General features: G+C 61.0%; 25 protein-coding genes. 11 read left to right on the forward strand and 14 right to left on the reverse strand.

Annotated features, from left to right (window positions below; genetic code table 11):
* The first annotated feature begins 23 nt into the window (after positions 1 to 23).
* Positions 24 to 971, forward strand: a complete 948-nt coding sequence (dusC, locus tag D781_RS06005; protein WP_015671419.1) for a tRNA dihydrouridine(16) synthase DusC — start codon at positions 24 to 26, stop codon at positions 969 to 971.
* Here dusC and D781_RS06010 read toward each other — a convergent pair.
* From D781_RS06010 to ansP, 3 genes are all read right to left on the reverse strand, one after another.
* Complete coding sequence (locus D781_RS06010; RefSeq protein WP_015671420.1) at positions 961 to 1,713, reverse strand: arylamine N-acetyltransferase; 753 nt, start codon at positions 1,711 to 1,713, stop codon at positions 961 to 963. The genes dusC and D781_RS06010 overlap by 11 nt on opposite strands.
* A 109-nt stretch (positions 1,714 to 1,822) precedes the next feature.
* Positions 1,823 to 3,676, reverse strand: a complete 1,854-nt coding sequence (locus D781_RS06015; RefSeq protein WP_015671421.1) for a hypothetical protein — start codon at positions 3,674 to 3,676, stop codon at positions 1,823 to 1,825.
* Positions 3,677 to 3,858: 182 nt separating this feature from the next.
* The gene (gene ansP, locus D781_RS06020) at positions 3,859 to 5,325 is read right to left on the reverse strand and encodes an L-asparagine permease (RefSeq protein ID WP_015671422.1); all 1,467 of its coding nucleotides are present in this window, start codon (positions 5,323 to 5,325) and stop codon (positions 3,859 to 3,861) included.
* A gap of 711 nt (positions 5,326 to 6,036) precedes the next feature.
* Here ansP and D781_RS06025 point away from each other — a divergent pair.
* A complete protein-coding gene (locus tag D781_RS06025) occupies positions 6,037 to 6,474 on the forward strand; it encodes a MarR family transcriptional regulator (RefSeq protein WP_015671423.1) in 438 nt (145 codons plus the stop codon).
* A 40-nt stretch (positions 6,475 to 6,514) separates the two neighbouring features.
* Here the strand turns inward: D781_RS06025 and D781_RS06030 are convergent, their stop codons facing one another.
* Positions 6,515 to 6,952, reverse strand: coding sequence for a PACE efflux transporter (locus D781_RS06030; RefSeq protein ID WP_015671424.1), 438 nt, complete (start codon positions 6,950 to 6,952; stop codon positions 6,515 to 6,517).
* Positions 6,953 to 7,074: 122 nt separating this feature from the next.
* Between D781_RS06030 and D781_RS06035 the strand changes: the two genes are divergently transcribed.
* Positions 7,075 to 7,953, forward strand: a complete 879-nt coding sequence (locus D781_RS06035) for a LysR family transcriptional regulator (protein ID WP_015671425.1) — start codon at positions 7,075 to 7,077, stop codon at positions 7,951 to 7,953.
* Positions 7,954 to 7,962: 9 nt separating this feature from the next.
* On the opposite strand, the gene D781_RS06040 is transcribed toward D781_RS06035, so the two are convergent.
* Positions 7,963 to 8,532, reverse strand: a complete 570-nt coding sequence (locus tag D781_RS06040) for a DedA family protein (RefSeq protein WP_015671426.1) — start codon at positions 8,530 to 8,532, stop codon at positions 7,963 to 7,965.
* 268 nt (positions 8,533 to 8,800) lie between these two features.
* On the opposite strand from D781_RS06040, the gene pbpG reads away from it, so the two are divergent.
* Positions 8,801 to 9,730: a D-alanyl-D-alanine endopeptidase gene (gene pbpG / locus D781_RS06045; protein WP_041412015.1), complete on the forward strand. Its 930-nt coding sequence runs from the start codon at positions 8,801 to 8,803 to the stop codon at positions 9,728 to 9,730.
* A gap of 164 nt (positions 9,731 to 9,894) precedes the next feature.
* Positions 9,895 to 10,821: a DUF808 domain-containing protein gene (locus D781_RS06050; RefSeq protein ID WP_015671429.1), complete on the forward strand. Its 927-nt coding sequence runs from the start codon at positions 9,895 to 9,897 to the stop codon at positions 10,819 to 10,821.
* 59 nt (positions 10,822 to 10,880) lie between these two features.
* Here the strand turns inward: D781_RS06050 and D781_RS06055 are convergent, their stop codons facing one another.
* The gene (locus tag D781_RS06055; protein ID WP_015671430.1) at positions 10,881 to 11,819 is read right to left on the reverse strand and encodes a DMT family transporter; all 939 of its coding nucleotides are present in this window, start codon (positions 11,817 to 11,819) and stop codon (positions 10,881 to 10,883) included.
* Positions 11,820 to 11,914: 95 nt separating this feature from the next.
* Here D781_RS06055 and D781_RS06060 point away from each other — a divergent pair, with 95 nt between their 5' ends.
* Complete coding sequence (locus tag D781_RS06060; RefSeq protein ID WP_015671431.1) at positions 11,915 to 12,802, forward strand: LysR family transcriptional regulator; 888 nt, start codon at positions 11,915 to 11,917, stop codon at positions 12,800 to 12,802.
* Positions 12,803 to 12,829: 27 nt separating this feature from the next.
* Here D781_RS06060 and D781_RS06065 read toward each other — a convergent pair whose 3' ends face one another.
* The 4 genes from D781_RS06065 to D781_RS06080 all read right to left on the reverse strand — a co-directional run bounded on the left by D781_RS06065 (position 12,830) and on the right by D781_RS06080 (position 15,688).
* Positions 12,830 to 13,642, reverse strand: a complete 813-nt coding sequence (locus tag D781_RS06065) for a MetQ/NlpA family lipoprotein (protein ID WP_015671432.1) — start codon at positions 13,640 to 13,642, stop codon at positions 12,830 to 12,832.
* A gap of 113 nt (positions 13,643 to 13,755) precedes the next feature.
* Positions 13,756 to 14,580, reverse strand: a complete 825-nt coding sequence (locus D781_RS06070; RefSeq protein WP_015671433.1) for a DUF1460 domain-containing protein — start codon at positions 14,578 to 14,580, stop codon at positions 13,756 to 13,758.
* A 101-nt stretch (positions 14,581 to 14,681) separates the two neighbouring features.
* On the reverse strand, positions 14,682 to 15,221 hold the full coding sequence (locus tag D781_RS06075) for a GNAT family N-acetyltransferase (RefSeq protein WP_015671434.1): 540 nt from the start codon (positions 15,219 to 15,221) through the stop codon (positions 14,682 to 14,684).
* Positions 15,221 to 15,688, reverse strand: a complete 468-nt coding sequence (locus tag D781_RS06080; protein WP_015671435.1) for an acyltransferase — start codon at positions 15,686 to 15,688, stop codon at positions 15,221 to 15,223. The genes D781_RS06075 and D781_RS06080 overlap by 1 nt, the downstream gene beginning before the upstream one ends.
* Before the next feature lie 239 nt (positions 15,689 to 15,927).
* On the opposite strand from D781_RS06080, the gene D781_RS06085 reads away from it, so the two are divergent.
* The gene (locus D781_RS06085) at positions 15,928 to 16,518 is read left to right on the forward strand and encodes a Yip1 family protein (RefSeq protein ID WP_015671436.1); all 591 of its coding nucleotides are present in this window, start codon (positions 15,928 to 15,930) and stop codon (positions 16,516 to 16,518) included.
* Positions 16,519 to 16,575: 57 nt separating this feature from the next.
* On the opposite strand, the gene D781_RS06090 is transcribed toward D781_RS06085, so the two are convergent.
* Positions 16,576 to 17,421 (reverse strand): DMT family transporter, encoded by an 846-nt coding sequence (locus D781_RS06090; protein ID WP_015671437.1) that lies wholly within the window; start codon positions 17,419 to 17,421, stop codon positions 16,576 to 16,578.
* A gap of 364 nt (positions 17,422 to 17,785) precedes the next feature.
* On the opposite strand from D781_RS06090, the gene D781_RS06095 reads away from it, so the two are divergent.
* Positions 17,786 to 18,664 (forward strand): dihydrodipicolinate synthase family protein, encoded by an 879-nt coding sequence (locus tag D781_RS06095; RefSeq protein WP_015671438.1) that lies wholly within the window; start codon positions 17,786 to 17,788, stop codon positions 18,662 to 18,664.
* A gap of 4 nt (positions 18,665 to 18,668) precedes the next feature.
* Here the strand turns inward: D781_RS06095 and dld are convergent, their stop codons facing one another.
* From dld to D781_RS06110, 3 genes are read right to left on the reverse strand one after another with little or no spacing between them, the layout of a single operon-like run.
* Positions 18,669 to 20,387, reverse strand: a complete 1,719-nt coding sequence (dld, locus tag D781_RS06100) for a D-lactate dehydrogenase (RefSeq protein ID WP_015671439.1) — start codon at positions 20,385 to 20,387, stop codon at positions 18,669 to 18,671.
* Between the two features lie 56 nt (positions 20,388 to 20,443).
* Entirely contained in the window at positions 20,444 to 21,247 is an 804-nt protein-coding gene (gene map, locus D781_RS06105; RefSeq protein WP_015671440.1) for a type I methionyl aminopeptidase, read from the reverse strand.
* A complete protein-coding gene (locus tag D781_RS06110; protein ID WP_015671441.1) occupies positions 21,244 to 21,447 on the reverse strand; it encodes a ParD-like family protein in 204 nt (67 codons plus the stop codon). Before D781_RS06110 ends, map begins: the two co-directional genes overlap by 4 nt.
* Positions 21,448 to 21,642: 195 nt before the next feature.
* On the opposite strand from D781_RS06110, the gene ddlA reads away from it, so the two are divergent.
* The 3 genes from ddlA to D781_RS06125 all read left to right on the forward strand — a co-directional run bounded on the left by ddlA (position 21,643) and on the right by D781_RS06125 (position 25,645).
* Positions 21,643 to 22,749, forward strand: a complete 1,107-nt coding sequence (gene ddlA, locus D781_RS06115) for a D-alanine--D-alanine ligase (RefSeq protein ID WP_015671442.1) — start codon at positions 21,643 to 21,645, stop codon at positions 22,747 to 22,749.
* A 159-nt stretch (positions 22,750 to 22,908) separates the two neighbouring features.
* Entirely contained in the window at positions 22,909 to 24,828 is a 1,920-nt protein-coding gene (locus D781_RS06120; RefSeq protein ID WP_015671443.1) for a methyl-accepting chemotaxis protein, read from the forward strand.
* A gap of 112 nt (positions 24,829 to 24,940) precedes the next feature.
* The gene (locus tag D781_RS06125; RefSeq protein ID WP_015671444.1) at positions 24,941 to 25,645 is read left to right on the forward strand and encodes an isochorismatase family protein; all 705 of its coding nucleotides are present in this window, start codon (positions 24,941 to 24,943) and stop codon (positions 25,643 to 25,645) included.
* Positions 25,646 to 25,841 lie beyond the last annotated feature (196 nt).

Here is a 25,841-nt window from a genome sequence, read left to right on the forward strand (position 1 = left end):
TTTTTTTGCAGGGTGGTTGAATAATGCGCGTTTTACTGGCGCCGATGGAAGGCGTTCTCGACTCGTTGGTGCGTGAACTGCTGACCGAAGTGAACGATTACGATCTGTGCATCACCGAGTTTTTGCGCGTGGTTGACCAACTGCTGCCGGTCAAGTCGTTTTACCGTCTGTGCCCGGAACTGCGCCACGCCAGCCGCACGCCCTCAGGTACGCGGGTGCGTATCCAGCTGCTGGGGCAGCATCCGCAGTGGCTGGCGGAAAACGCCGCCCGCGCGGTGGAACTGGGTTCCTACGGCGTCGATCTCAACTGCGGCTGCCCGTCGAAAACCGTCAACGGCAGCGGCGGCGGCGCGACGCTGCTGAAAGACCCGGAACTGATCTACCGGGGCGCCCAGGCAATGCGTGCCGCGGTGCCGGCTGAGCTGCCGGTGACGGTGAAAGTACGTCTGGGCTGGGATTCGCCGCAGCACAGCCTTGAGATCGCCGATGCGGTGCAGCAGGCCGGCGCCAGCGAGCTGGTGGTGCATGGCCGCACCAAAGAGGACGGCTATAAGGCCGAGCGCATCAACTGGGCGGCCATCGGCGAGATCCGCCGCCGCCTGCGCATTCCGGTGATTGCCAACGGTGAAATCTGGGATTACGCCAGCGCCCGCCGCTGTATGGACATCACCGGCTGCGATGCGGTGATGCTGGGGCGCGGCGCGCTGAACGTTCCCAACCTGAGCCGGGTGGTGAAATATAATGAGCCGCCGATGCCCTGGCCGCAGGTGGTGCGGCTGCTGCAAAAATATGCGCATCTGGAAAAGCAGGGCGATACCGGCCTGTACCACGTGGCGCGCATCAAACAGTGGCTGGGCTACCTGCGTAAGGAGTATGCCGAGGCCGGCGATCTGTTTGCTCAGGTGCGGGCGTTGAAGAGCTCCGGCGAGATAGCGCAGGCGATTGCCGCCTGCGCGGCGGCTATAGACTAATGGCGAAGTAACGCAGCAGCGCCGCACGTCGCTGCTGTTCATCGTGCAGCGTGCTTTCCGTGCGCCGATGGTCGGCGGTAATAATCAGTTTGTTGTCGCTCAGCGTAATCCGCCCGTCGGCGGTGGGGCGGGAGCAGACGAGCCGCTGGGTAAAGCCCGACTGTGGCGAATGGCTGTGGTAGTGGCACATGGCGTCGAACTCCTTGAAGGCGCGCGGCTGCAGCGTAAAGCGGTACAGCGTTTTGGCATGGGAGGTGCGATCGCCATTGCGCCGCTGCAGGTAGAAATAGTCGCCGTCCCGTTCCAGATAAAAGGTGCCGCTGGCCTGCGGCTGCGGCGTATCATCGAGGGTCAGCGGCGTCAGAAAGGCGTCGCCGAAGCCGACGTCCACCAGATAGGGCTGATCCAGCGTGACAATCAGCGCCAGATGATCATACGGCGGGCCGAAGCTGCCGTCACGGGCGCGCACTTCGCCGGCAACCGCCACCACCGTAAAACCGAGCTGCTGCAGCAGTGCGGCGAACAGCCGGTTCAGCTCATAGCAGAAGCCGCCGCGACGGCGGTTGACCACCTTGTCGAACAGCGCCTGCTCGCGCAGATCGATGCCCTCATGGTAAATAATACTCAAATTTTCAAACGGCACCGCCAGCATATGGCGGTGGTGCAGGCGTTGCAGCGTGGTCAGATCCACACGCGGCGCGGCGTCAAAGGCGATGTGTTGCAGGTAGCGTTGAATATCCACGGTTGCGCTCGCAGGAAAGTGGCCGATAGCCACAACATAGCGGGCTTTATGCGCCGCCGGGAATCAATACGTGCGAAATGCCGCCCCGGCGGGGCGGCGGAGACGGCGATTACCAGGACTTGTTGGGGTTGCGGGAAACAATGTTGATCCGCTGGCACAGCAATTGACTGATATCCACCGAGGCCGGACTGGCGGCGCTGCCGGCGAACCCTTTCAGGGTGATCAGGATACGTGCATAGTTGGCGTAGCCCTCCGGCAGCGGCAGATATTCATCGGTTTCTACCGCGGTAATGCGATCTGAGGTCAGGGTAAGCGGTGCGCCGGCCGTGAGCTTGCCGGGGCGGCCCCACTGACAGGTCTTCTCCTGAATGGTGACGGCGCCGGCATCGCCCTGCAGCTCGTAGCGACCCCAGTAGGTATTGATGGCGACGTTCAGTTCGTCGCCGGCCCCCTGCAGGTTGTCCAGCGTGCAGCGCCACAGCACCAGATCGTCCTTGGCTATTGGGAAATAAAGTGCGATCTGCTTCGCCTTGTCGCCCGCCGTTTGGGTGGTGGCGGTAATCACGCCGTTGTGCAGCGTCAGCGCCAGATCCGAGCTTTCTGTCTGCGAGATTCGCGAGCCGCTGGCGGCGTACACATTGTTGAGCTGTAACGCATTGGCCTCTTTCCACGCCGGTTCCGGCAGGTGGTTCACCCCATCGCCGAGGTACAGCATGCGCCACATATTGACGTGCCCCGGCGCGCCGATGTTCTTCACCTCAATATGGCCATTCGACCAGCCTTGCTTGATATCGGCATTGATCAGATCGAAGCCGTCGATATAGCACCTGCCGGTTTTTTTCTCTGATTTATCAAAGAAGAAATAGTCGACATATTGATAGGGCTTGCTGGTAACGACCTTGCCTTCCTTGTCCGTCGAGGTGTCCGTCAGGCTGGTTTTCACGCTGTGCCAGACGCTGTCCTTGATCTTCACTTTGGCGCCGTTGCTGCTGGTAAATACCGGGCGGTAGTTGCGCGAATGCTCATTGCCCCATTCAAAGTGGCAGTCTTTAAAGTTCAGCGTACCGCCCCGCAGATCGAACAGGCCATCGTCTTTATTGAGCAGTTGCTCGTCTTCGCTATTAAAACCGCTGTAATCAAAGGAACAATCGCGGAAAAACAGAGTATGCACACCTTGATAATGGTTTCTGTTGCCGCCAAACAGGCACTTGTAGAACACGATCTTTTCGCCGGCGTTGCTGGCGCTCTGCGACCAGATCGGCCAGTTACAGCTGGTGACCATAACGCTGTGCCAGCTTTGGATATAGGCGTTGTTGCCGAACAGAATGCCTTTATGCAGGTTGCTGAGCCAGACGTTTTGCACCAGCAGTTGGGCTGCGGGTTTGCCAAAAATGTTCACGGCGTCGGTATAGACGCACAGGCCGCTCAGACCGCCGCTTGCACTGCGATTACCGACGATACGCAGGTTTTCAATCGCCGGTGCGCCCAGACAGTAACGCACGCGCACGCACTCGGTGGTTTTTGAGTCCGGGTTGCGGAAGTCGAGGATCGTGCCCTTAAAGTCGATGGCGTTTTTCCACAGTTTTAAATTGGCGGTGGTTTTACAGATGCGTACGCCGCCGGGCCCGATCAGGGTAACGCCGGCCGGGGTGCTGGGGATTGGCACCGATCCCCATTCATTTTCTTTTACCTGTAGGAAATCATTGGCGCGGTTGATGGTTAACGCATAGTCGCTCTCATCCCCCGGTTTATGCCACCAGTCGATATGGTAATCGCCGCTGTTGATATTGCGCTTCCAGCGACGCTGTTTGCCATCGTGTAATACGGTGGCGCCGTTATCCGGGCTGGTGAGATCGTTATCGTCGCGGGTAAACAGGCCATGATGGTAGCGGTTTTCAATCATGACCGCCGTTTCATCACCGCTATAGGTCTGCAAATCTGCGTAGTCCGACAGAGAAATCATAGGTATTGCCTCGCTGGTTGGTCGCCGCACCGGGCGTATTGAATTAACCCGCCACAGAAATGGCCGGGGCAGGTCAAATTACGCCAACGGGCGGCGGAGAATAAGCGGTGACGGTTGTGTGGCGGCTCAGCGCGCGGGAAGGGAACAACGGGGGCGAATGTCGCCCCCCGGGGAGATAAGCGTTATTTCAGGGACTGTTGTTCATGAGCCTGCTGCTCCCGCCGCACCTCTGCGGCGCGTTTGCGCAGGCCGAACCAGCCGAGCAGTAGCAGGATGGCCAGCACCGGAATGGTGGCGACGGTCCAGGTGCCGTTCGGGTAGTCGAAGGCCATCATCACCACTACTACCGCCAAAAACAGCAGCGTCAGCCAGGAGGTGAACGGCGCGCCCGGCATTTTGAAGCTGACCGGTTTGGCCTTGCCTTCTTTGATCGCGACGCGCAGGCGCATCTGGCAGACGATGATAAACACCCAGGAGGAAATAATGCCCAGAGAAGCGATGTTCAGCACGATTTCAAACACCTGCGACGGCACCAGATAGTTGAGGATCACGCCGAGCACGTAAATGCCGCAGGTCACCAGAATGCCGGCGTACGGCACCTGCTGGCTGCTCATTTTGGCCATAAACTTCGGCGCGGAGCCGCCCATCGACAGCGAACGCAGAATGCGGCCGGTTGAGTACAGACCGGAGTTCAGGCTGGAGAGCGCGGCGGTCAGCACCACGATATTCATGATGGTGCCGACGTAGGGCACGCCGAGCTTGCTGAAGAAGGTGACGAACGGGCTTTGGCCGGCCTGATAGGCGTTCCACGGCAGCAGCAGTACCAGCAGCACCACGGAGCCGACATAGAACAGGGCGATACGCCAGATCACGCTGTTTATCGCCTTCGGCAGCATTTTTTCCGGGTCTTTGCATTCGCCGGCGGCGGTGCCGATCAGCTCAATGCCGGCGAAGGCGAAGATCACCCCTTGCACCAGCACCAGCGCCGGCAGCAGGCCGTGCGGGAACAGCCCGCCGTTATCGGATATCAGGTGCAGGCCGGTGGTGTTGCCGTCAACCGGTTTGTCCAGGCCAAGGAACACCACGCCGACGATCAGGAATAGCGCAATGGCCGCCACCTTGATCAGCGCAAACCAGAATTCCATTTCGGCGAACCATTTTACGCCGATCATATTCATGGTGGCGACGATGCCCAGCGCGCCGAGGGCGAACAGCCACTGCGGCACGTCGGCGAAGGTGCCCCAGTAGTGCATATACAGCGCGACGGCGGTGATATCGACGATGCCGGTCATCGCCCAGTTGAGGAAATACATCCAGCCGGCGACATAGGAGGCTTTTTCGCCGAGGAACTCACGGGCATAGGAGACGAAGCTGCCGCTGGAGGGGCGGTGTAGCACCAGCTCGCCCAGCGCGCGCAGGATAAAGAACGAAAAGATGCCGCACGTCAGATACACCAGCGCCAGCGCCGGGCCGGCCAGTTCCAGGCGGCCGCCGGTGCCGAGGAATAGGCCGGTGCCGATCGAGCCGCCGATGGCGATCATCTGGATTTGCCGGTTGCCCATGCTTTTGTGATAACCGGATTCATGGGAGTCCAACCAACGTCTTCTGGCCGCGTGTTTATCATGCGCGGATTTTGTGTGTGATTTCATTATCCGTCCTGTTTTCCTGTCTATTGTTGAGCACGCTCAACAGCTAAGCAAACGATTGCGGTGGCAACCGCTATAAGAATGAAGTCATGGCATCACTCTCGTTGTTTATTCTTTGTGCACAAACCATTAAATAACGGCGAAGCATGCTACCTTTTCTGCTTAAACGAGGCAAAAAATAAGAGCGTTAAATCGTTATTAAGTGTGTTTGTTTTTTAATCTTTATTAAAAATCGATTATTTATCATGGTGATAAATAACTCTTCGGAGTATTAACAGAAAAAATTGAACTGTGACTCGCTTCTCACTCTTAGCCCGCAATCTTAGCAGGGTAATATATTTCCCGCTTTCCGAGAGGCAGCAGTGAAATATATTTGTCGGACCTTTCTCTGAGTGGCGTGATAATGGTATTACGCTGCCCATAAACCAGTGCGGACGGCATACCTGCTGGAAAGTGTGGAACCCTGGCGCTCGGTGGGCAAAACCGCCTGCCTGGTCGCGTAACGACGTGCGGCACCTATCGCTTGGTAATCCTCCTCATAATTTGCACTATCTGATAGTTCACCATTATTTTGCGTGAAAATAGATATAATTAGTTGAATTTATTCAAAATTACGGCACTGGTCAACAGGTCGGATCTCTCATACAATGGTTGGGTAATCCCACACAGCAAAAAGATATTTATAACGATAAAATCGATCGTAGAGGACATATTATGGGCGACCAATCACCTATCACGCTTGATAAGTTGATGTGCTTTGCCGTGTATTCGACCAATCTGGCGTTGAACCGCGTGTACCAGCCGTTACTGGATGAGATGGGGCTGACCTATCCGCAATATTTGGTGTTGATTCTATTACTGGAGCAGGACGGGCTGACCGTTGGCGAGATCAGCGAACGGCTGTTTATTGACGCCAGCACCACCACGCCGTTGCTGAAGCGGCTGGAGAGTCACGGCTATGTGATGCGGGTGCGCAGCAGCGAGGACCAGCGGCAGGTGCACGTGCGGGTTACGCCGCAGGCGCGGCAGCTGCGTGAGGGCATCGACAGCCTCTATCCGCAGCTGTTGTGTTCCGCCGGGCTGGATGAAACGCGACTCAGAGGACTGAAGCAGGAGCTGGAAGCGGTGCGCAGCGCGTTGACGGCGCGCTGAACCGTTGCTGCCGTTACGCATCGGCGTAACGGCAGGCCGCTCAGGCGGACTCTTCCGCCGGCAGCGCCGATGCCGGCAGGCCGAACAGCTTATCGAACGCCCAGTTATAGATGAAGGTGTAGCACGGAATAATAACGATCAGCGCCATATCCAGCAGCAGTGCCTGCGTCAGTGAAATCCCCATCCACCAGGCAATCAGCGGAATCAGATATACCACCAGCGTCAGCTGAAAGCCGACGGCGTGCAGAATGCGCCGTTTCACCGTACGGGTGCGCGATGCCTGACGGCTCTCCCACCATTCAAACAGGCAGTTATAGATAAAATTCCAGCTGACCGCGATGGTGGTGATGATCACCGCCAGCGGCCCGGTGCTGCTGGGCGCGCTGCCGGACAGCAGCGCCAGGCCGAGCGCCGAAATCGTCATGCCGATAAGTTCATAGGCGGTGACATAAACCAGTTTGCGTTTAACGCCTTGCATGTTGCCTCTCTTGATTGATTGTTCTGACCGGGGTGACGCCCGGCGTATCGGCGGCTAAGATAACGTCAAGCGTATTGATAGAAAAAGTCAGGAGCTGTCAGTTTTACTGACAGGTAACGAGTATGAATTTCACCAGCGACAATATTGAGCTGTTTCTGGCGGTGTTGGAGCGCGGCTCGTTTTCCGCCGCTGCGCGCGCACTGCGGCGCGTGCCTTCGGCGGTCAGCATGGGGATCGCCAATATGGAGGCCGAGCTGGGTTTTCAACTGTTTGATCGTTCGCACCGCGAGCCGGCGCCGACCGCCATGGCGCTGGCGTTGGCGCCGCACGCGCGTCAGATCGCCGATCAGCTGAAACAGCTGCAGATTCACGCCATCGAGCTGTCTCAGGGGCTGGAGAGCACGCTATCGATCGGCGTGGCGTCGGACATCAATACGGAAAAGCTGCTGGCGGCGGTGAAAAAACTGTCTGAGCGCTATCCGTTGTTGAATGTTGAACTGCTGAGCGCGCCGCAGGACGAGGCGCTGCATCTGCTGCATCAGGGGCGAGTGAGCGTTTGCCTGGCGTTCGGCGGGCTGAACGTCAATATCCGGGAACAGTTTCATTTTGTCGGTAGCGAGTCGCTGATCGCCACGCTGTCGTCGCAGCATGCGGCGCTGGCGCAGGGCGGCGAGCGGCTGTTTCTGGAGGATTTGGTCAACGTGCGTCAGATCGTGGTTGCCAGCCGGGATCTGCCGATGGCCGATCTGCGGCCGCGGGTGGCGGAAACCTACTGGCGCACCGACAGCCTGCAGACGGCGCTGAATATGGTGGAGGCCGGGCTGGGGTGGGGTAATTTCCCGCAGTCGCTGATTGCGCCGCTGCTGGCGCAGGGGCGGCTGACCCGGTTGACGTTTAAAAACACCAAAAATGAACTGCGCCTGCCGATGCACCTGATCTGGCTGAAAAACCAGCCGCTGCAGAAAGCCGCACGCGAACTGGTGGCGCTGATGCAGACATAAACGGACGAATTATTTTTCACTTTGTCGCTGATGACGCCGCCAGCGGCGCGCCAGCCACAGCGCGGCGACAACGGCAGCCAGCGCCAGAACGGCGAACAGCTTATTATGAACGCCGTTAATCACGCGCTCCAGCGCCTGACCGCCGAAATAGCCCAGCAGCACGAAGATCGCCGACCACAGCAGCGCGCCGAGAATGTTCAGCGGCACAAAGCGCGAAGGTGGCAGCCGGCTGGCGCCAATCAGTACCGGGCCGATAATCCGGAAGCCGTACATAAAGCGCACGCCAATCACAAACAGCATCGGATGGCGGGCAATCAACCGTTTGGCGCGGTTAATGCGCTGTCGCTGGCTTTTTAGCCGGGCGATGGCCCGGCCGCCGAAGCGTCGGCCGGCAAAGTACAGCAGCTGATCCCCCAGCGTGCCACCGAGCGCCACCACCGCCATCACCCAGGGCAGGTGCAGCAGCCCCTCGTGCGCCGCGATGCCGCCGAGGATGGTGATGGTTTCCCCCTCGGCCAGACAGCCGATAAACAGCGCCCAGTAACCATAATCCGTAATATAGTGGGCCAGATCGGTCATGGTGATTCCTTATCTTATGATTATCACAAAGCAAGTATACTCGCCCCGGCCGAAGCTGGCGCGGCGGGGCCGTATCTGCTGCTGAAGCCGACGCTGTAAGCCGGCCGGAGCGCGGGCGTGAGCGCCGCTGTGTCCGTGGCTTACACCACGCTCTCCCCGACAGAATTTGTCACAAATGGGCGTTAAGAATCACGGTGCCAACTTCAGACGCCTCCCTTATACTTTCCGGCAGTTTTTTCTTATCATCCCTCAATTCAGCAACAGAGTAATACATGTGAAAATCCGAGTTTTGGTACTGACTTTGCTGGCCCTGCAGGCCGGCGCGGGACTGGCGCCGCAGGCGCTGGCCAGCGAAAACACCGCCTCGCTGCACGCCACACAGCCTGAACTGGCTTCCGGCAGCGCCATGGTGGTGGATATGCAAAATCATAAAGTGCTTTACGCCCGCAACCCGGATGAAGTGGTGCCGATCGCCTCGATCACCAAACTGATGACGGCGATGGTGACGCTGGATGCGCACCTGCCGCTCGATGAAATGCTGAAGGTGGATATTCATCAGACGCCGGAAATGAAGGGCGTCTATTCGCGGGTGCGGCTGAACAGTGAGATCAGCCGTAAAGAGATGCTGCTGTTGGCATTGATGTCGTCGGAAAACCGCGCTGCCGCCAGCCTGGCGCACCACTATCCGGGCGGCTACGACGCCTTTATCCGGGCGATGAACGCCAAGGCCAAGGCGCTGGGTATGACGCACACCCGCTATGTGGAACCTACCGGGCTGTCGATCCATAACGTTTCCACCGCCCGCGACCTGACCAAGCTGCTGTTGGCCACCAAACGCTACCCGCTGATCGGCCAGCTGAGCACCACCGCCGAGAGCACCGCGACCTTTAAGGATCCTAACTACAGCCTGCCGTTCCGCAATACTAACCATCTGGTCTACAACAAAAAGTGGAATATCCAGCTGACCAAGACCGGCTTTACCAATCAGGCCGGACACTGTCTGGCGATGCGCACCATGATCGGCAACCGTTCGGTATCGCTGGTGGTGCTGGACGCCTTCGGCAAATATACCCACTTTGCCGACGCCAGCCGCCTGCGCACCTGGATTGAGACCGGCAAAGTGGTGCCGGTGCCCGCCGCCGCCCGCGACTACCGCCGGCAGAAAGACGCCCGCCTGGCGAATAACGACGCCGAATAACCCGCCCGCCCGTCGCTGCGGCGGCGGGCGCTGCCGTTACCTTTCCGTACACCGCGCCGACTTATCGGCTATTATCTGTAAGTCATCACTCCCATTAATGATTCAGCGGCCATGCCGGGGGAGCGAGGCGCGTATTATTTTCCGTAGCAAAAGGATAACTCACATTGGCTGGAAGTAGCTTACTGACCCTGATTGATGACATCGCTTCGCTGTTGGACGATGTCTCGCTGATGAGCAAAATGGCGGCAAAAAAGACCGCCGGGGTATTGGGGGACGACCTGGCGCTGAACGCACAGCAGGTGACCGGCGTTAAGGCCGACCGGGAACTGCCGGTGGTGTGGAACGTGGCGAAAGGCTCGTTGATCAACAAGGCGATTCTGGTGCCGCTGGCGCTGCTGATCGGCACTTTTGCACCCTGGGCCATCACGCCGCTGCTGATGATTGGCGGCGCGTATCTGTGCTATGAAGGTTTTGAGAAAGTATTCCACAGCCTGACGCACAAGCCGAAGCAGGAAGAACAGGAGGAGCAGCGTGAAGCGCTGAATCCGAATGAAGACGTCGCGGCCTATGAAAAGCGCAAGGTAAAGGGCGCGGTGCGCACCGACTTTGTGCTGTCCGCGGAAATCATCGCCATTACCCTGGGCACGGTGGCCGGCGCCAGCTTTACCCAGCAGCTGATCGTACTGTGCGGCATCGCCGTAGTGATGACCATTGGCGTGTACGGCATTGTGGCCGGCATCGTCAAGCTGGACGATCTGGGGCTGTATTTAAGCCGTAAGCGCAGCGCGCTGGCGCGCAGCATCGGCAGCGGTATTGTCAGCGCCGCGCCGTACCTGATGAAAACGCTGTCGATTGTCGGCACCATCGCCATGTTTATGGTGGGGGGCGGCATTCTGACCCACGGCCTGCCGGCGGTGCATCACCTGTTTGAAGACTGGGCGGCGCACATTGCGGTAGCGCCGACGATGGACCAGATCCTGCGGGGCATCGTGCCTTCGCTGCTGAACGTGGCGTTCGGCTTTGTCGCCGGCGGCGTGGTGCTGCTGCTGGTGTCGACCATCGGCGCGGTACGCGCACGTTTTAAATCCTGACCCGATCGGCGGGGCGCGTCCGCGCTCCGCCGCTTACCTCCCCGGCGCGATGGCGCCCGTTATCCTTCGCCGAGATGTGACGCCGCGTTAACCCGTCGCTGCCACAGCGGGTTCAGCACGCCGGACGTCAGCAACACGCCGAGAATGACCCAAACCGCGCCGCCCAGCTGCCAGCCGTTCGGCGCGTGGCCGGTCAGCGTGGATACCAGCAGGGTAAACACCGGCGCCAGATTAAAGAAAATCGCGGTGCGCACCGCGCCGACCTGCGCCAGACCGTTAAACCACAGCAGGTAGGCCAGCAGCGAGCCGCACAGCGCCAGATACAGCACCGCGGCGTGTACGCTCAGTGCGCTGCCGGTGAGGTTGCGCCATGGCGTTTCGAAGTAAAAGGCGAGCGGCAGCAGCGCCAGCGTGCCGAACAGCATGGAGTAGCTGGTGGTTTCAACCGGCGTGGCGTTATGCACCCAGCGCCTGGTGCCGACCATATTCAGCGCCCAGGCGAGGCTGCCGAGCAAAATAATGCCGTCGCCGCGGCTGACGTTGAGCCGCAGCAGAATCTGTATATCGCCCTGAGCGATCACCAGAACCACGCCGGTCAGGCCGCACAGCAGCCCGGCGGCGCGCGGCCAGCTCAGTTTTTCATGCTGCCAGATCAGGCCAAACACCAGCGTCCACAGCGGCGTGGTGGCGAGGATCAGCGCGCCGTTGACCGGCGTGGTGGACTGCAGGCCGAAGAAGGTGCACAGGTTAAACAGCGTAAAGCCCAGCAACCCCAGTCCAAGATACGCCGGCCAGTTATTTCTCAGCGTGCTTAGCCGCAGCTGGCCGCGCAGGCCGAAGACGGTCAGCATCACCAACGTGGCGATGGCAAAGCGCTCAAGCGAGGCGGTGATCGGCGGCTGGTGGGCGACGATATATGCGCCGGCATTGAAGTTGGTGCCCCAGAAGAAGGTGGCGATGATGATGCCCAGATAGGCCAGCGTCAGCGATTTGTTCATAACGGTTATTCCGTGGGTGATAAAAGATGGAAAACAGTTTGCGCTCGCTTTGCTTCAGGTAGAATTCGGTAAACATGCAAGGTTAAGGTGAAAAAATGCCCATGTTTAACTGGGAAGATTTGCATTACTTTTTAACGTTTGCAGCGGAACGATCGCTGTCCGGCGCTGCCCGCCGGCTGCGGGTCGATCATGCGACGGTAGCGCGGCGCATCGCCAGCCTGGAAGCGGCGTTGGCGCTGAAGCTGGTGGATCGCCGCCCGCGCAGCTATACGCTGACCGAAGACGGCAAGCGCATTGCCACTCAGGGCGACGGCATGACGCTGGCGGCATTTGCCGTCGATCGCGCGGCGCTCGGCGGCCGGCAGGGTGTGGCCGGCACGGTAAACCTCAGCGTGCCGCCAGCGATGGCGCAAGGGCTGATTGCACCGCGTCTGGGGGCGCTGTGGCGGCAGTACCCGGCGCTGCGCCTTAACCTGCTGGCCGCCACCGCCCATGCCTCGCTGCTGCGCGGCGAAGCGGATATCGCCGTCCGGCTGAGCCGCGCCAGCGAAAGTGAGGTGGTGGCGCGCAAAATCGGCACGGTGGAGTTTGGTCTGTATGCGGCGGCGGATTATCTGGCGGACACGCCCGAGGACGAGCGCGGCTTTATCGGTTATCACCAGGAGATGGCGTCGTCAATGCAGCAGCAGTGGCTGCTGGAGCAGGCCGGCGCGCGGCCGCTGGTGATGTGCAGCAATGATTTGTTGGTGCAGGCCGCGGCGGCACGCGGCGGTGCCGGGGTGGCGCTGTTGCCGCATTTTCTGGCGCAGCAGGGCGGCGGGCTGCAACGGCTGGTGCCACAGCAGGCGCTGACGCGCGAAATCTGGCTGACGGTGCACGATGATATGCGCCACACGCCGGCGATTGCCGCGGTCATGGCATTTCTGCTTGAATGCTACGCGAACGTGGCGGGCGTCACCCGGCTGGTGGATATCGCCGGGTGACAAAAAGAACAGGAGGCGGCAGGCGCTTTACCAGCCTTTAACGGCGCCGCCGTTAAAGATTTTTTCCGCCGCTGCCGCGACTTCGTCCGACTGATAGGCGTGAAGGAATTCCTGCACCTTGGGCGCGTCTTTATTGTCTTCGCGCGCCACCACGATATTCACATACGGCGAATCCTTATCTTCAATAAAGATGCTGTCTTTGGTGGGGGTCAGCCCGGTCTGGTTGATGTAGGTGGTGCTGATAATCGCCACGTCGACGCTCGGATCGTCCAGCACCTGCGGCAGCTGCGCGCCTTCCAGCTCGATAATGCGGTAGTTGTGCGGGTTGGCGCGGATATCCAGCGCGGTGGGCAGCAGTCCTTTGCCGGGTTTTAACGTAATCAACCCGGTTTTCTGCAGCAGCAGCAGCGCGCGTCCCAGGTTGGTCGGATCGTTGGGAATGGCGATCACCGCGCCGTCCCGCAGCTGTTCGACCGTTTTTACCTTTTTCGAGTAGCCGGCAATCGGGAAGACAAAGGTGTTGCCGACCGCCGTCAGGTGGTAGCCGCGATCCTTGTTTTGCTGCGCCAGGAACGGCCGGTGTTGGAAGACGTTGGCGTCCAGCTCGCCCTTATCGGTGGCGTCGTTGGGCAGCAGGGAACCGCTGAAGCCGAACAGCTCGACCTCCAGGCCATACTTCTCTTTGGCGACCCGTTTCGCCACCTCCGCCACGTCCTGTTCGGCGCCGTTAATCACGCCGACCTTGATATGGTGGCGATCGTCCTGCCGATCGCAGCCCGCCAACAGCAGCGTGGCCGTCAGGGCCGCCGCCAGTACGGCGTAACGCCGGTGAATTGCCATCGATGACTCCCTGAAACAACAATAAAATCAGTTGGTTTTAGCCAACAGATAACCGCAGACGCCGCAGGAAGTCAAACCCGGCTTTAGCACAAGGAATGATAAAATATAACCGCTCAGCGTGGCCGCAACACCACAATGCCCGGCGCGCTGCTGATGTAGTCGATAAACGGCGAATCCACGACCCGGCGGTTCTCCTGGCGGGAGGAGGCGTTGCGTAACACGGGCCCGCTCGGCGTCATGATATAGATGCCGACGTGGGTCACGTCCAGCCCCGCCAGATTGGTGTAGATGCCGATATAATCGCCGGTGCGCAGCCGGCCGAGCAGCTGGGCGTCAACGTATTCGCTGGGAATATAGCTGATGCGGCGCGTGGCGTTCGGCAGCCCCGGCAGATACTGGCCGCCGTCGGCATTGCGGTTCAGCTCTTTGCTTAGCGTGACGGCGCGCGGGCTGATGTCGGTGGTGATGTCGTCGGCGCTGACGGTCGGCTGAGAGGCCCAGTCGCTGAAGAAGTGTTTGCGGGCCAGGAAGCTGACTTCGCCGTTGCGGTAGCGGGTGGCGATCAGGCGCTGGACAAACTGCGCCCGATCGTCGGCATGGCGCAGCGCCTCGACGTAATCCAGATAGGTAAAGCAGTCCAGACCGCGAAAATCGATCGTCAGCCGTTCCGGCGTGGCGGCGTCGCCAACCAGCATATTGGCGGCGTAGGGCACGTCGAGGAACTGCCGGGACAACAGGTCGATAACGGCGCCGTCGTCCGGCGCCGGCGTTGATTGGCGCAGCGCCAGCAGGCGCTGCAGCCGGGCTGAAGTGGTATCGTCAATATTCACTTGGGTTTCCGCAGGGTGTGGCAGATGCGACGGAGAGCCGCTGCCGTCCGGCGTGCCGGCACAGCCGGTTAATACGACCATTAACAACCATGGAGCGGCCTGGCTCATTTCCCCCTCCGTTGGCGGCGTGGTTGATGGCAATAAACGTGTTTTTTACGTTAGCGGGCGTAGGCTAAACCGCAGTGAAACCGTGCGCCGATGATACCCGCTTAGTAACCGACCTCATTATTGAACGGCAGATACCAGAATAGCGCAATTTCATGATCGGCAATATCCGGTTGGCCGCGGTACAACAGATGGTCGATGCCGCCGAGGGTAAAGCCGTAGCGCTGATAGCAGCGGCAGGCGGCCAGATTGTTGTTCTGGGTTTCCAGCATCAGCCCGGCGGTATCGCGTTCGCGCGCCCACTGCTGCGCGGCGTCCAGCAGCGCGCTGCCGATGCCGTGGCGTCGCGCGCTGCGGCTGACCGCCACCTCTTCAATCAGGGTGTAGTCGTTCCAGTTTTTACTCAGCGTGATATGGCCGACCGGCACGCCGTCGCGCCGCGCCAGAAAGGTATCCCCTTCGTCGTTGATAAAGGGCGCCAGCGGATAATGTTTGCGATACGGCGCCACCGGCTGGGTGGGCCAGCGTTCGACCGGCGTGCCGAAGGCGGGCTGCGCATAGCATTCGACGTAAAAGGTGAAGTCGTTGTTTTCCAGATAGCCGGCGGGCAGATCGGTGATGCGTTCAATGCGGACTGCATTCATCAGGGCAGCTCCCTCAGTAGCCGGGCAGGGTTGCCGGCGTAAATGCCTTTGCGGGTGATATCGCGGGTGACCACGGCGCCGGCGCCGATCACCGTGCCGTCGCAGATGCGCACCGGCAAAATGGTGGCGCCGGAGCCGATCGACACCCGGTTGCCGATGTGCGTATGACCCCAGCTCGCCGGGTCGGCGTCGGGCGCGCCGCTCCGGAAGCGGTCATTGGCGAACATCACGCCGTGGCCGATAAAGCACTCTTCCCCCAGCGTCACGTATTCGCAGAGAAAGCTGTGCGACTGAATCTTGCTGCGGGCGCCGACGGTGACGTTTTTTTGTATCTCGACAAAGGGGCCGACGAACACTTCATCCCCCAGGGTGCAGCCGTACAGGTTGCAGGGCTCGACCACCAGGACGTTATCGCCGTAGGTGATATCCGCCAGGCCGCTCTGGCGGGTGCGAAGTTTTGCGGTCATGGGCGTGCTCCTTCCTTCCGGATTGATTATCCCACCGGCCGCAGCAGGGCGGCAGGATAACAGCGTGATGATAGAGTAAACCCTCTCTGCGCTGCGATGGCGAACGTTTTTTCACCCAAAGACTATAATAAATGGCAGGGGGAGAGCCCCGTGGCCGCAACCCTCATACGGACGCGCGGTTCGTCAGAGGAGTGTGATTCCCGCCGGGCGCGGCCGACGGCGAGATGAGGAGGTGTTTCATGATCCATCATGTTTGGGGGCTGTTGGCGCATCCCAGCACCGAGTTCAAAGAAATCAAGCGCGAGAACGAAAGCGTCTCGCATCTCTATACTCACCACGTTTTGCTGATGGCGCTGATCCCGGTGGTGTGCGCCTTTATCGGCACCACGCAACTGGGCTGGCTGTCAGGCGCGGGGCACGCGATCCGGCTGGATATGCCGACCGCGCTGTACACCGCCGTGGCCTTCTACCTGCTGATTCTGGCGGGCGTCGCGGTGATGGGCAAGGTGATCCACTGGATGGCGCGGCGTTATGAGGCGCGGCCGAGTCTGCACCGCTGTATGGTGTTTGCCGGCTATATCGCGACGCCGATGTTCCTCAGCGGCATTGTGGCGCTGTATCCGGTGGTATGGCTGTGCCTGTTCGTCGGGGTGATTGGCCTGTGCTATTCCGGCTATCTGCTATACCTCGGCATCCCGCACTTCCTGAATATCGACAGTCAGGAAGGGTTCCTGTTCTCCAGCTCCACCTTCGCCATCGGCATCCTGCTGCTTGAGCTGCTGCTGGGGCTGACGGTGCTGCTGTGGGGCTACGGCTCCTGGCTGTTCTGACGTCGTAACGCTGTGAGGAACCCCCTCGTGCCGTCCGGCCGAGGGGGTTTTTGCGTGTTACGCCCTGCGGAACACCAGCATCACGCCGAGCACGATGCCGGCCATGCCGAGCAGGCTCAGCGCCGCCAGCCGGTGGCCGAGCAGCAGATAATCCAGCAGGGCGGTGACTGCCGGGATCAGGTAAAACAGGCTGGTGACCTGCACCAGATTACCGCGCTGGATCAGCCGGTAGAGCAGGAAGGTGGCCAGTACGGAGATCACCACCGCCATCCACAGCAGCGGCAGGATAAAGCCCGGCCGCCACGCGACGTGCAGCGGCGCGAACGGCATTGCCAGCGCGCATACCAGCAGCCCGACGCCGTACTGCAGCGGCAGCACCGCCAGCGGCGGCTGCTGCATGCCTTTTTGCAGCAGGGTGCCGAGGGTCATGCAGCCGAGCGCGATAAAGGCGCAGACGATGCCGAGCGGTGAGAAGTGCGCCACCCGGATGCTCTGGTACACCACCAGCGTCAGACCGCCGAGCGCCAGCCCCAGCCCGCGTAGCCCGCTGCAGCGCCGTTCGGTGACGAACTGGGTGATAATCGGCTGTACGCCGAGCAGCGTTGCCAGTACGCCGGGGGTAATGCCCCATTCCAGCGCCAGCAGATAGGCGATCTGATAGCCGCCGATCATCAGCAGGCCGATCAGTGCCACGCGCCAGCGGCTGCCGGGGTCGGGCAGCAGGCGTCGCTGCCACAGGCCGATTGCCGTCAGCAGCGCCAGCGCGATGGCGCAGCGGAAGAATAAAAATACCAGGGCGGAGGCGTGCTCCAGTCCCCAGCGGGAGAAAATGGCGCCGCTGCTCCACAGCAGCACGAACAGCGTAGCCAGAGCGGCATTGGCTGATTGGGAAATAACTCGCATGTGATGTCACCTGTCGTGAACATTACGGGCTCCGGTGCGCGCGACGGCCTGCGCCTGCGCGCATGAATAGTGTCCGGAGAATTAACGGGAAAATGGTTTTAACGCACAACCACGGCGTGCGGCGGCGAAACCACGGTAGCGACGATGGCTACCACGACAGATGACAGGGCAGGAGGGGCGATGGCGGCACACGACGCTTCACCGGCCGGAGCGGTCGCTGAAGTTGAGTCGGTGACGTGTGTGAAATCGCGCATTAGATGCCCTGATAATTGACAAGTACTTTGGTAACACTAAGGTGTTTAGGCGGCTTTTGCAATCTTCAATGATGCGGGGTGCGGCAACTATCACATTTAAGGAGCAGGCGATGTTTACAGGTTTGAGCGCTTTTCCGCTGACCCCGGTGACCGCCGCGGGGATCGACGAACAAGGGTTGGTGAATATTCTGTCCCGGCTGACCGAGGCCGGGGTTGATTCGCTGGGCGTATTAGGCTCTACCGGCAGCTTTGCCTACCTGACGCGTGCGCAGAAAAAACGCGTCGCTGAACTGGCGGCGCAGCACGCCGGCGGCATTCCGCTGATGATTGGCATCGGCGCTTACGGTACGGAGCAGATTCTGCAGCTGGCCGACGATGCGCAGACGGCGGGTGCCGATGCGCTGCTGCTGCCGGTCTTGTGCTATCAGCCGCTGACGGACGATGAAGTCTTCGCGCAGTATGAAGCCGTGACGCGCCATAGCTCCGTGCCGCTGTGCGTGTATAACAACCCGCGCACCACCGGCTTTGAGTTTTCCGATGAGCTGCTGGCGCGCGTCGCCGCCCTGCCGGGCGTGCAGTCGGTGAAAATGCCCGGCGTACAGCTGGAGCCGGCGCGCATGCAGCGCCTGCGGGAGGCGTTGCCGGCAGAGGTCGCCATCGGTGTCAGCGGCGATGAGTTTGCCGGACGCGGGCTGAACGGCGGCTGCGAGGTGTGGTATTCGGTGTGCGGTGGCCTGTTCCCGCACTGCGCCAGACAGATTGTCGACGCCGCGCGGGCAGGGGACAGCGGGCGCGTCAGCGAGCTGATTGCGCGCCTGGAGCCGCTGTGGCAGCTGTTCCGCCGGCACGGCAGCATCCGCGTGATGGCCGCCGCCGCCGGCATCCTCGGGCTGAGCGATATCGACTGCCTGCCGCGTCCGCTGCAGCCGCTGTCGTCCGAAGCCTGCGGCGATATCGCCGCGGTAATGACGCAGCTGGAGCTGCGCTAAATTTCTACGGCTGCTGCTCGCCCCAGTTTTTCAGCTTGCTGGTTTTGCCGAGGCCGGGGTTAAAGCTGTTGGTCGGGTCGGCCTGGCGGTAAAACGCCTGCAGATCGGGCTTCGCCTGATACAGGTGGCCGACGTTGTGCTCGGCGGGATACTCCGCGCCGCGCTGGTCCAGCAGCGCCAGCATCTGTTGTTTCAGCCGGTGGCAGTCGACGCCTTTTTTCACCACGTAATCCTGATGGAACACGTGGCACATAAAGTGACCGTAGTAGAGCTTATGCACCAGCTGGCTGTCGATCTCCGGCGGCAGGGTTTCAAACCAGTCGCTGTCGTTACGGCGCAGGGCGATGTCCAGCGCCAGAATGTCCTCCACCTTGTCGGCGTGCACCGCATGGTAGCGCACGGCGGCGCCGGCGGCGGCAAAGCGGTGCAGGAAGGCTTTCTTTCCTTCCTCCGCGCTGCAGACAAAGAAGTCGCCGTCCGCCTCGGCAAAGTATTGCTTCAGGTAGGCGTAGGCTTCATCGGTGCCGTCGCCGGCCATTTTCAGCAGCAGGTGGTGTTCAAAGCGCTCGCGGTATTCCTTGATGCGCTTGGGCAAATGGCTGGGGGTCAGATGGCTCAGCCCCTGCATCACCCGGTCGGTCAGGTTGTGCGGCAGCAGCGGCAGCTTGTTAAAGGTGGCGTCCATCTTGCCCTTCAGGGTGAAGAAACGCGGCATCTGATCGGTGCCGAGTTTATCGATCATCAGGAAGGTGTCTTTGCCGTACACCTCGGCAATGTCGAAGATATCGCGGTGCATATATTCGCCGGCCACCGGCAGGTTCTCAAAGCGGCTCAGCATATGGCGGCGCAGTTCGGTCAGCACCGCGGTGCTGTTGGTGCCGATATAAAACACCTGCTCGCGGCTCTCTTTTTCGAAGGTGTCGAGGCGCACGGCGAACACCGCCAGCTTGCCGGCGCAGCCGGAAGCCTCATACAGCCGACGCTTGTCGGCGTTGAAGCGGGAAGGGGTGTCGGCGTCAACGTCGCGCACCCGCGCGGCGTACTCATTGTCAGAGGCGCGCAGCTCGCCGTATTCGACGTCTTCCGGCCGGTAGTCGCCCTGCTCCAGCCGGGTGAGGATCTCCTCCGGCGTGTCGCCCAGCTGAATGCCGAGATGGTTGACCAGGCGCAGCTGGCCGTCGGCGTCCAGCCGGGCGTACAGCGCCAGTTCGGTATAGGCCGGGCCGCGCTTGACCAGCGAACCGCCGGAGTTGTTGCACACGCCGCCGATCACCGACGCGCCGATACAGGAGGAGCCGATCACCGAATGCGGCTCGCGGTCGTAAGGCTTCAGGCGTTTTTCCAGATGGTTCAAGGTGCTGCCGGGGAAGGCCACCACCTGCTTGCCCTGATCGAGCACCTGAATATGGTCAAGGCGCAGCGTACTGATAATCACCACGTCGCGCCCGTAGTCGTCGCCGCTGGGGGTGGAGCCTTCGGTCAGGCCGGTGTTGGCGGCCTGCATGATCACCACCTTATCGGCCGCGACGCATGCCTGCAGCACCTGCCACAGCTGCAGCAGGCGGGTCGGGAACACCACCGCCAGCGCCTGGCCCTCGCCGGAGCGGAAGCCCTTGCGGTAGCGTTCGGTGCTGCGCGCATCGGTCAGCAGCTGCGGGCCGCCGACGATCTGTTTCAACTGACTGATAAATGCCTGCTGGTCACTGCGGGCGCTGTGCGTCATGCCGATCTCCCTGTCAGGTTAAGGTTGCCGCCGGCGGGGCGGCAAACGGTGAAAAATCACCTCCCTTTATAGCACTCGAGATAACCGTTTTCGCGCTCTTCGTCGCGCAGCGTCAGAATTTCCACCCCGTCGCCGGTCACCGCCACGGTATGCTCCCACTGGGCGGACAGCTTTTTATCGCGGGTGACCACCGTCCAGCCGTCTTTTTTCTGCTTGATGCGCCGGTCGCCCTGATTGATCATCGGCTCGATGGTAAACACCATGCCTTCCTGCAGGGTCATGCCGCTGCCCGGCTGGCCGTAGTGCAGCACCGCCGGCTCCTCATGCATATCGCGGCCGATGCCGTGGCCGCAGTATTCGCGCACCACGCTGTAGCCGGCCTGTTCGGCGTGCTGCTGAATGGCGTGGCCGATATCCCCCAGCGTTGCGCCCGGCTTCACCGCGCGGATGCCCGCCCACATGGATTCATAGACGTTGTTCACCAGCCGTTTGGCCACCGGCGTGGCCTGGCCGATACAGTACATCTTGCTGGAGTCGGCGATATAGCCGCCGTTTTCCAGCGTAATATCGACGTTGACGATCATGCCGCTGCGCAGGATTTTGCTGGCGGCGGGGACGCCGTGGCAGATCACGTCGTCAATCGAGGTGTTCAGCACGTAAGGGAAGTCATACTGCCCTTTGCTGGCCGGCCGCGACTGGAGTTCTTCGACGATAAAGGCCTCGGCGCGGTCATTGATCTCCATGGTGGAGACGCCCTCGCGGATCACGCCGTCGAGCATGGCGAACACCTTGGCCAGCAGCGAACCGGCGTGGCGCATTTTGGCGATCTCCGCCGGCGTTTTAATCACAATCTGTTTCACTCAACCATCTCCTTCAGCGTTAACGCCTGCTCTTTCATCATTTTTTTTACCAGCTGCGGGTAGGTCAGTTCCGGGTGGAACTCCGCCAGCATGCCGATTTTGATCCAGTACTCGGCCTGCGCGTTAATGGAGCGCGTCATGGTCAGGCTGGCGAGCCGCAGATCGTCGTGCAAGGCGTCGGAGATTTTCACAATGCCCATCGTGCTGCTCCTTAAGGTTAAAGACGATATGAAGTGTATATGGTTCATATGCATTTCGTTTGGCGATCTGTGGCAGAGCAAAGGGCGGGCGTTAATGCTCGGAATTTTCTGCAAAACGGCGATTGCCGCGGCTGTGCAATGCGTTTATTGTAATAATTGACTTGTTTGCATTACTTTTTCAGAAGGATTTCAGGCGTGACTAAACGACGTGTTGGCGTAATTTTTGGTGGTAAATCGGCGGAGCATGAGGTTTCGCTGCAGTCGGCAAAAAACATTGTCGATGCCATCGACAAAGAGAAGTTTGACGTCACGCTGCTGGGCATCGACAAGCAGGGGCAGTGGCATATTAACGATGCCTCCAACTACCTGCTGCATGCGGAAAACCCGGCGCTGATCGCTCTGAACCACTCGAATAAAAACGTGGCGCTGGTGCCGGGGCAGGAGAGCAGCCAGCTGATTGAGGCCGACAGCGCCAACGTTATCGGCCAGCTCGACGTGGTGTTCCCGATCGTACACGGCACGCTGGGGGAGGACGGTTCGCTGCAGGGGCTGCTGCGGATGGCGAACATCCCGTTTGTCGGCGCCGGCGTGCTCGGCTCGGCGGTCAGCATGGATAAAGACGTCACCAAACGCCTGCTGCGCGACGCCGGGCTGGAGGTGGCGCCGTTCGTCACCCTGACGCGCAGCAACCGCGCGCAGCACAGCTTTGAGCAGCTGAGCGCGCAGCTGGGGTCGCCGCTGTTTATCAAGCCGGCCAACCAGGGTTCCTCCGTCGGCGTCAGCCGGGTCAGCGACCCGGCAGGCTATGAGCAGGCGGTGGCGCTGGCGTTCAGCTTCGACCACAAGGTGCTGGTGGAGTCGGCGATTGTCGGCCGTGAGATTGAGTGCGCGGTGCTGGGCAACGACCAGCCGCAGGCCAGCCTGTGTGGGGAAATCGTGCTGAGCGACGAATTCTACTCCTACGACACCAAATACATTAACGAGCAGGGCGCTCAGGTGGTGGTGCCGGCGGCGATCTCCGAGCAGGCCAGCGATAAGGTGCGTGACGTCGCGCTGCGGGCGTTCCGCGCGCTGGATTGTCTGGGCATGGCGCGCGTCGACGTGTTCCTCACCGAGGATGAGCGGGTGATCGTCAACGAAATCAACACGCTGCCCGGCTTTACCAATATCAGCATGTATCCGAAGCTGTGGGCGGCCAGCGGCATGAGCTACAGTCAACTGATCACCACCCTGATCGAACTGGCGCTGGAGCGTCACCAGCAGGACCGTGCGTTGCACAGTTCGGTGTTCGATCGCGACTAAACCTACCGTGTGCTAACCGGGCGCCGTCTGCGGCGTCCGGCCATTTCTTTACGCTATTTTTGATCTCGGACAAGATTCCCCCAGTCTGCAGTCAATAACTCCGTTTACCCACCGATAACCCTTCTATGTGAAGTTAAATGGGTAAAGGAGTCAGCATCCATGTCGTGGATGAATCACATTTCAATGAAGATGAAGCTCTTTGTGGCGCTGTTACCGATGCTGCTGGCGCTGTGCTGGTTTGTTGGCTCGGGCATGGTCACGCGTATTGAGACCCAGCGGCAGATGGACAGCCTGGGCCAGCTGATTGCGCTGGCCGCCAGCGCCGGCGGCGTGATCGATGAGCTGCAGAAGGAGCGGGGCATGAGCGCGGGGCTGCTGGCGTCCGGCGGGAAGACCTTCAGCAACGAACTGGCGGCCCAGCGTAAACAGACCGACCGCGCGGTGGCGCTGTTTCGCCGCGCGCTGGCCGGCGATCGGCAGGCGGCGGGCGACAACGGCCGGATGCTGACCGCGTTCAACGGCCGCATGCAGGCGCTCGACGCGATGCGCTCCCGGGTCAGCGCGCTGAACGTTGACGCCGCCGACGCGGTGGCGGTCTACACCGCCGCCATCAGCGATCGGCTGCGCTTTGTCGGCGGGCTTAGCCAGCTGTCGTCGTCCGGCGAGCTGGTCAGCGAACTGGCGGCCTACTACAGCCTGCTGAACCTGAAAGAGCAGGCCGGGCTGGAGCGGGCGCTGCTGGCCGGCGTCTTTGCCGCCGACCGCTTCGGCGACGGCCAGTATCGCGCCCTGAGCGCAGTGGTGGCCCGGCAGACGGCCTGGCTGACGGCCGCCCAGCGCCTCAGCAGCCCGGCGCTGGCGGCGGCGCTGGACAGCGCGCAACAGGCTTCCGCGGCCCGGGCGGCCTTTACGCTGCGCGATATCGCGTTTGCCCGCGCCGAACGCGGCGGATTCGGCGTCGACCCGACGCAGTGGTTCAGCACGCAGACCGCGCGGATTGGCGCGCTGCACCAGCTGGAAAACGGCGCCGTCAGCGCGCTGCAGGATACGGCGTCTCAGCTGTCGGCGCAGGCGCGCGGCGACTGGCAGCGCTTCTTGCTGATCGGGGCGCTGGCGCTGGCGGCCGCAGTATCGATCGCCGTGGTGGTCGCCAGACGCCTCCATCGCCATCTGGAGGGGACGCTGAGCACCATCCAGCGGATGGAAAGCGACTTTACCCTGCGCCTGCAGGTGCCGGGCAGCGATGAGCTGTCGCGGCTTAATGCGGCCTATAATCAGGCCATCGGCAATATCCAGCGGATTATTCAGCAGATCAACGTCGGCGCCGGGGCGCTGCGCGCCACCAGCGGCGATATCGCCACCGGCAATCAGGATCTGGCGCAGCGCACCGATGAACAGGCGGCGTCGATCGTGGAAACGGCGGCGAGTATGGAGCAGATCGCCACCGCGATTGCCCACACCGCCAGCAACGCCGGTGAAGCGGAGCGGCTGATTACCGCCATGACGCATGAGGTGCAGGAGGCCAGCCGCATCGCCGATGACGCCAGCCAGAGCATGGTGGCGATCCGCGCCTCCAGCGAGCAGATTGCGCATATCGTCAGTTCGATAGACGATATTTCATTTCAGACCAACCTGCTGGCGCTGAACGCGGCGGTGGAGGCCGCCCGCGCCGGCGAGCTGGGGCGGGGCTTTGCCGTGGTTGCCGCCGAGGTGCGTAATTTGTCGCAGCGCTGCACGCAGGAGGCTAACCGCATCCGCGCGCTGGTCGGCCAGAATATGGAGCAGATCGGCGAAGGGGTGGCGCGGGTGGCCGACTCAAACAGCGCGCTGCAGGCGGCGGTGGGCAATACCGGGCAGATGCGGCAGTACGTCAGCGATATCGCTCACGCCGCCCAGGAGCAGACGCTCGGGGTGTCGCAAATCCAGCAGGCGCTGAACCAGCTCGAACAGGTCACCCAGCAGAACGCCGCGCTGGTGTCTGAGGTGGCCGCCGCCAGCCAGGTGCTGGACGAGCAGGCGGAAACGATGGCCGCGCTGGTGCAGTCGGTGGGGAATGCGTCGCCGCCGGTCGTGCACTGACGCACGGCGCGTTTTTGGCCCGAAAGTATCGAATTCGGTCATGCCGGATACTCCTGTGCGGGCGCGAGGTAGGAAATAATCGCCTCCTCACTCACCCGTACAGGATATAACCATGAAAATGCTCTTTCCTGCCGCGCTGCTGGTCGCCATGATGAGCAGCAGCGCGATGGCGCAGGACACGCAGCCGATCAATACGAAAACTATCCGCGCGCAGTCGGGCGCACAGCCCACCACGGCGCTCTCCGCCGGCAAAACCGCGCTGATCGTGATCGATATTCAGAATGAGTATTATGCGGGCAAAGGATTCCGCGGCAAGATGGTGATTCCCGACGGCCGTACGGTGCTGGAAAACAGCAAAAAGCTGGTTGATTTTGCTCATAAGCACCACATGCCGGTCTATTTTGTCCGCCACGTCGGGGCGAAAGGGGAGCCGCTGTTTGCCGCAGGGTCGGTGTATGCCGAGTTTCATCAGGAGCTGCAGCCCGCAGCGCAGGACGCGGTGATCGAGAAAGCGACGCCCAGCGCGTTTGTCGCTACCGACCTGGATGCTCAGTTGAAGAAACAAGGCGTCACGACGCTGCTGGTTGCCGGCCTGATGACCCATATGTGCGTCTCCTCGACCGCACGCGACGCGGTACCGCTCGGCTATAGCGTGCTGATCGCCGGGGACGCTACGGCAACCCGCGATCTGGACGACGGCGCCGGCGGTGTGGTGGATCACCGGGTGCTGCAGCGCGCCGCGCTGGCGGGCGTGGCGGATGTGTTTGCTGAAATACACAGCACCCAGGATATTCTGTCGCTGCCGGTGAGCCGCTAGCAACTCTGCGGGCGCAACGTGTAAATGTTAAAGCAATACGTTCTGTGGTTATAGGCGCTTGGAATAGTGCTTGTGCGACACATATTTGCTACGCCTTGCGCCCGCAATGGTGGCATTCCTACAAACAGGATCGGTCTGATTGTCCTGAACAACATTTAACCAGTAGCATTAGGGAGGTTATTAACAGTCTCAGGGA

The organism is Serratia sp. FGI94, assembly GCF_000330865.1.
GTDB classification, from domain to species: domain Bacteria; phylum Pseudomonadota; class Gammaproteobacteria; order Enterobacterales; family Enterobacteriaceae; genus Serratia_B; species Serratia_B rubidaea.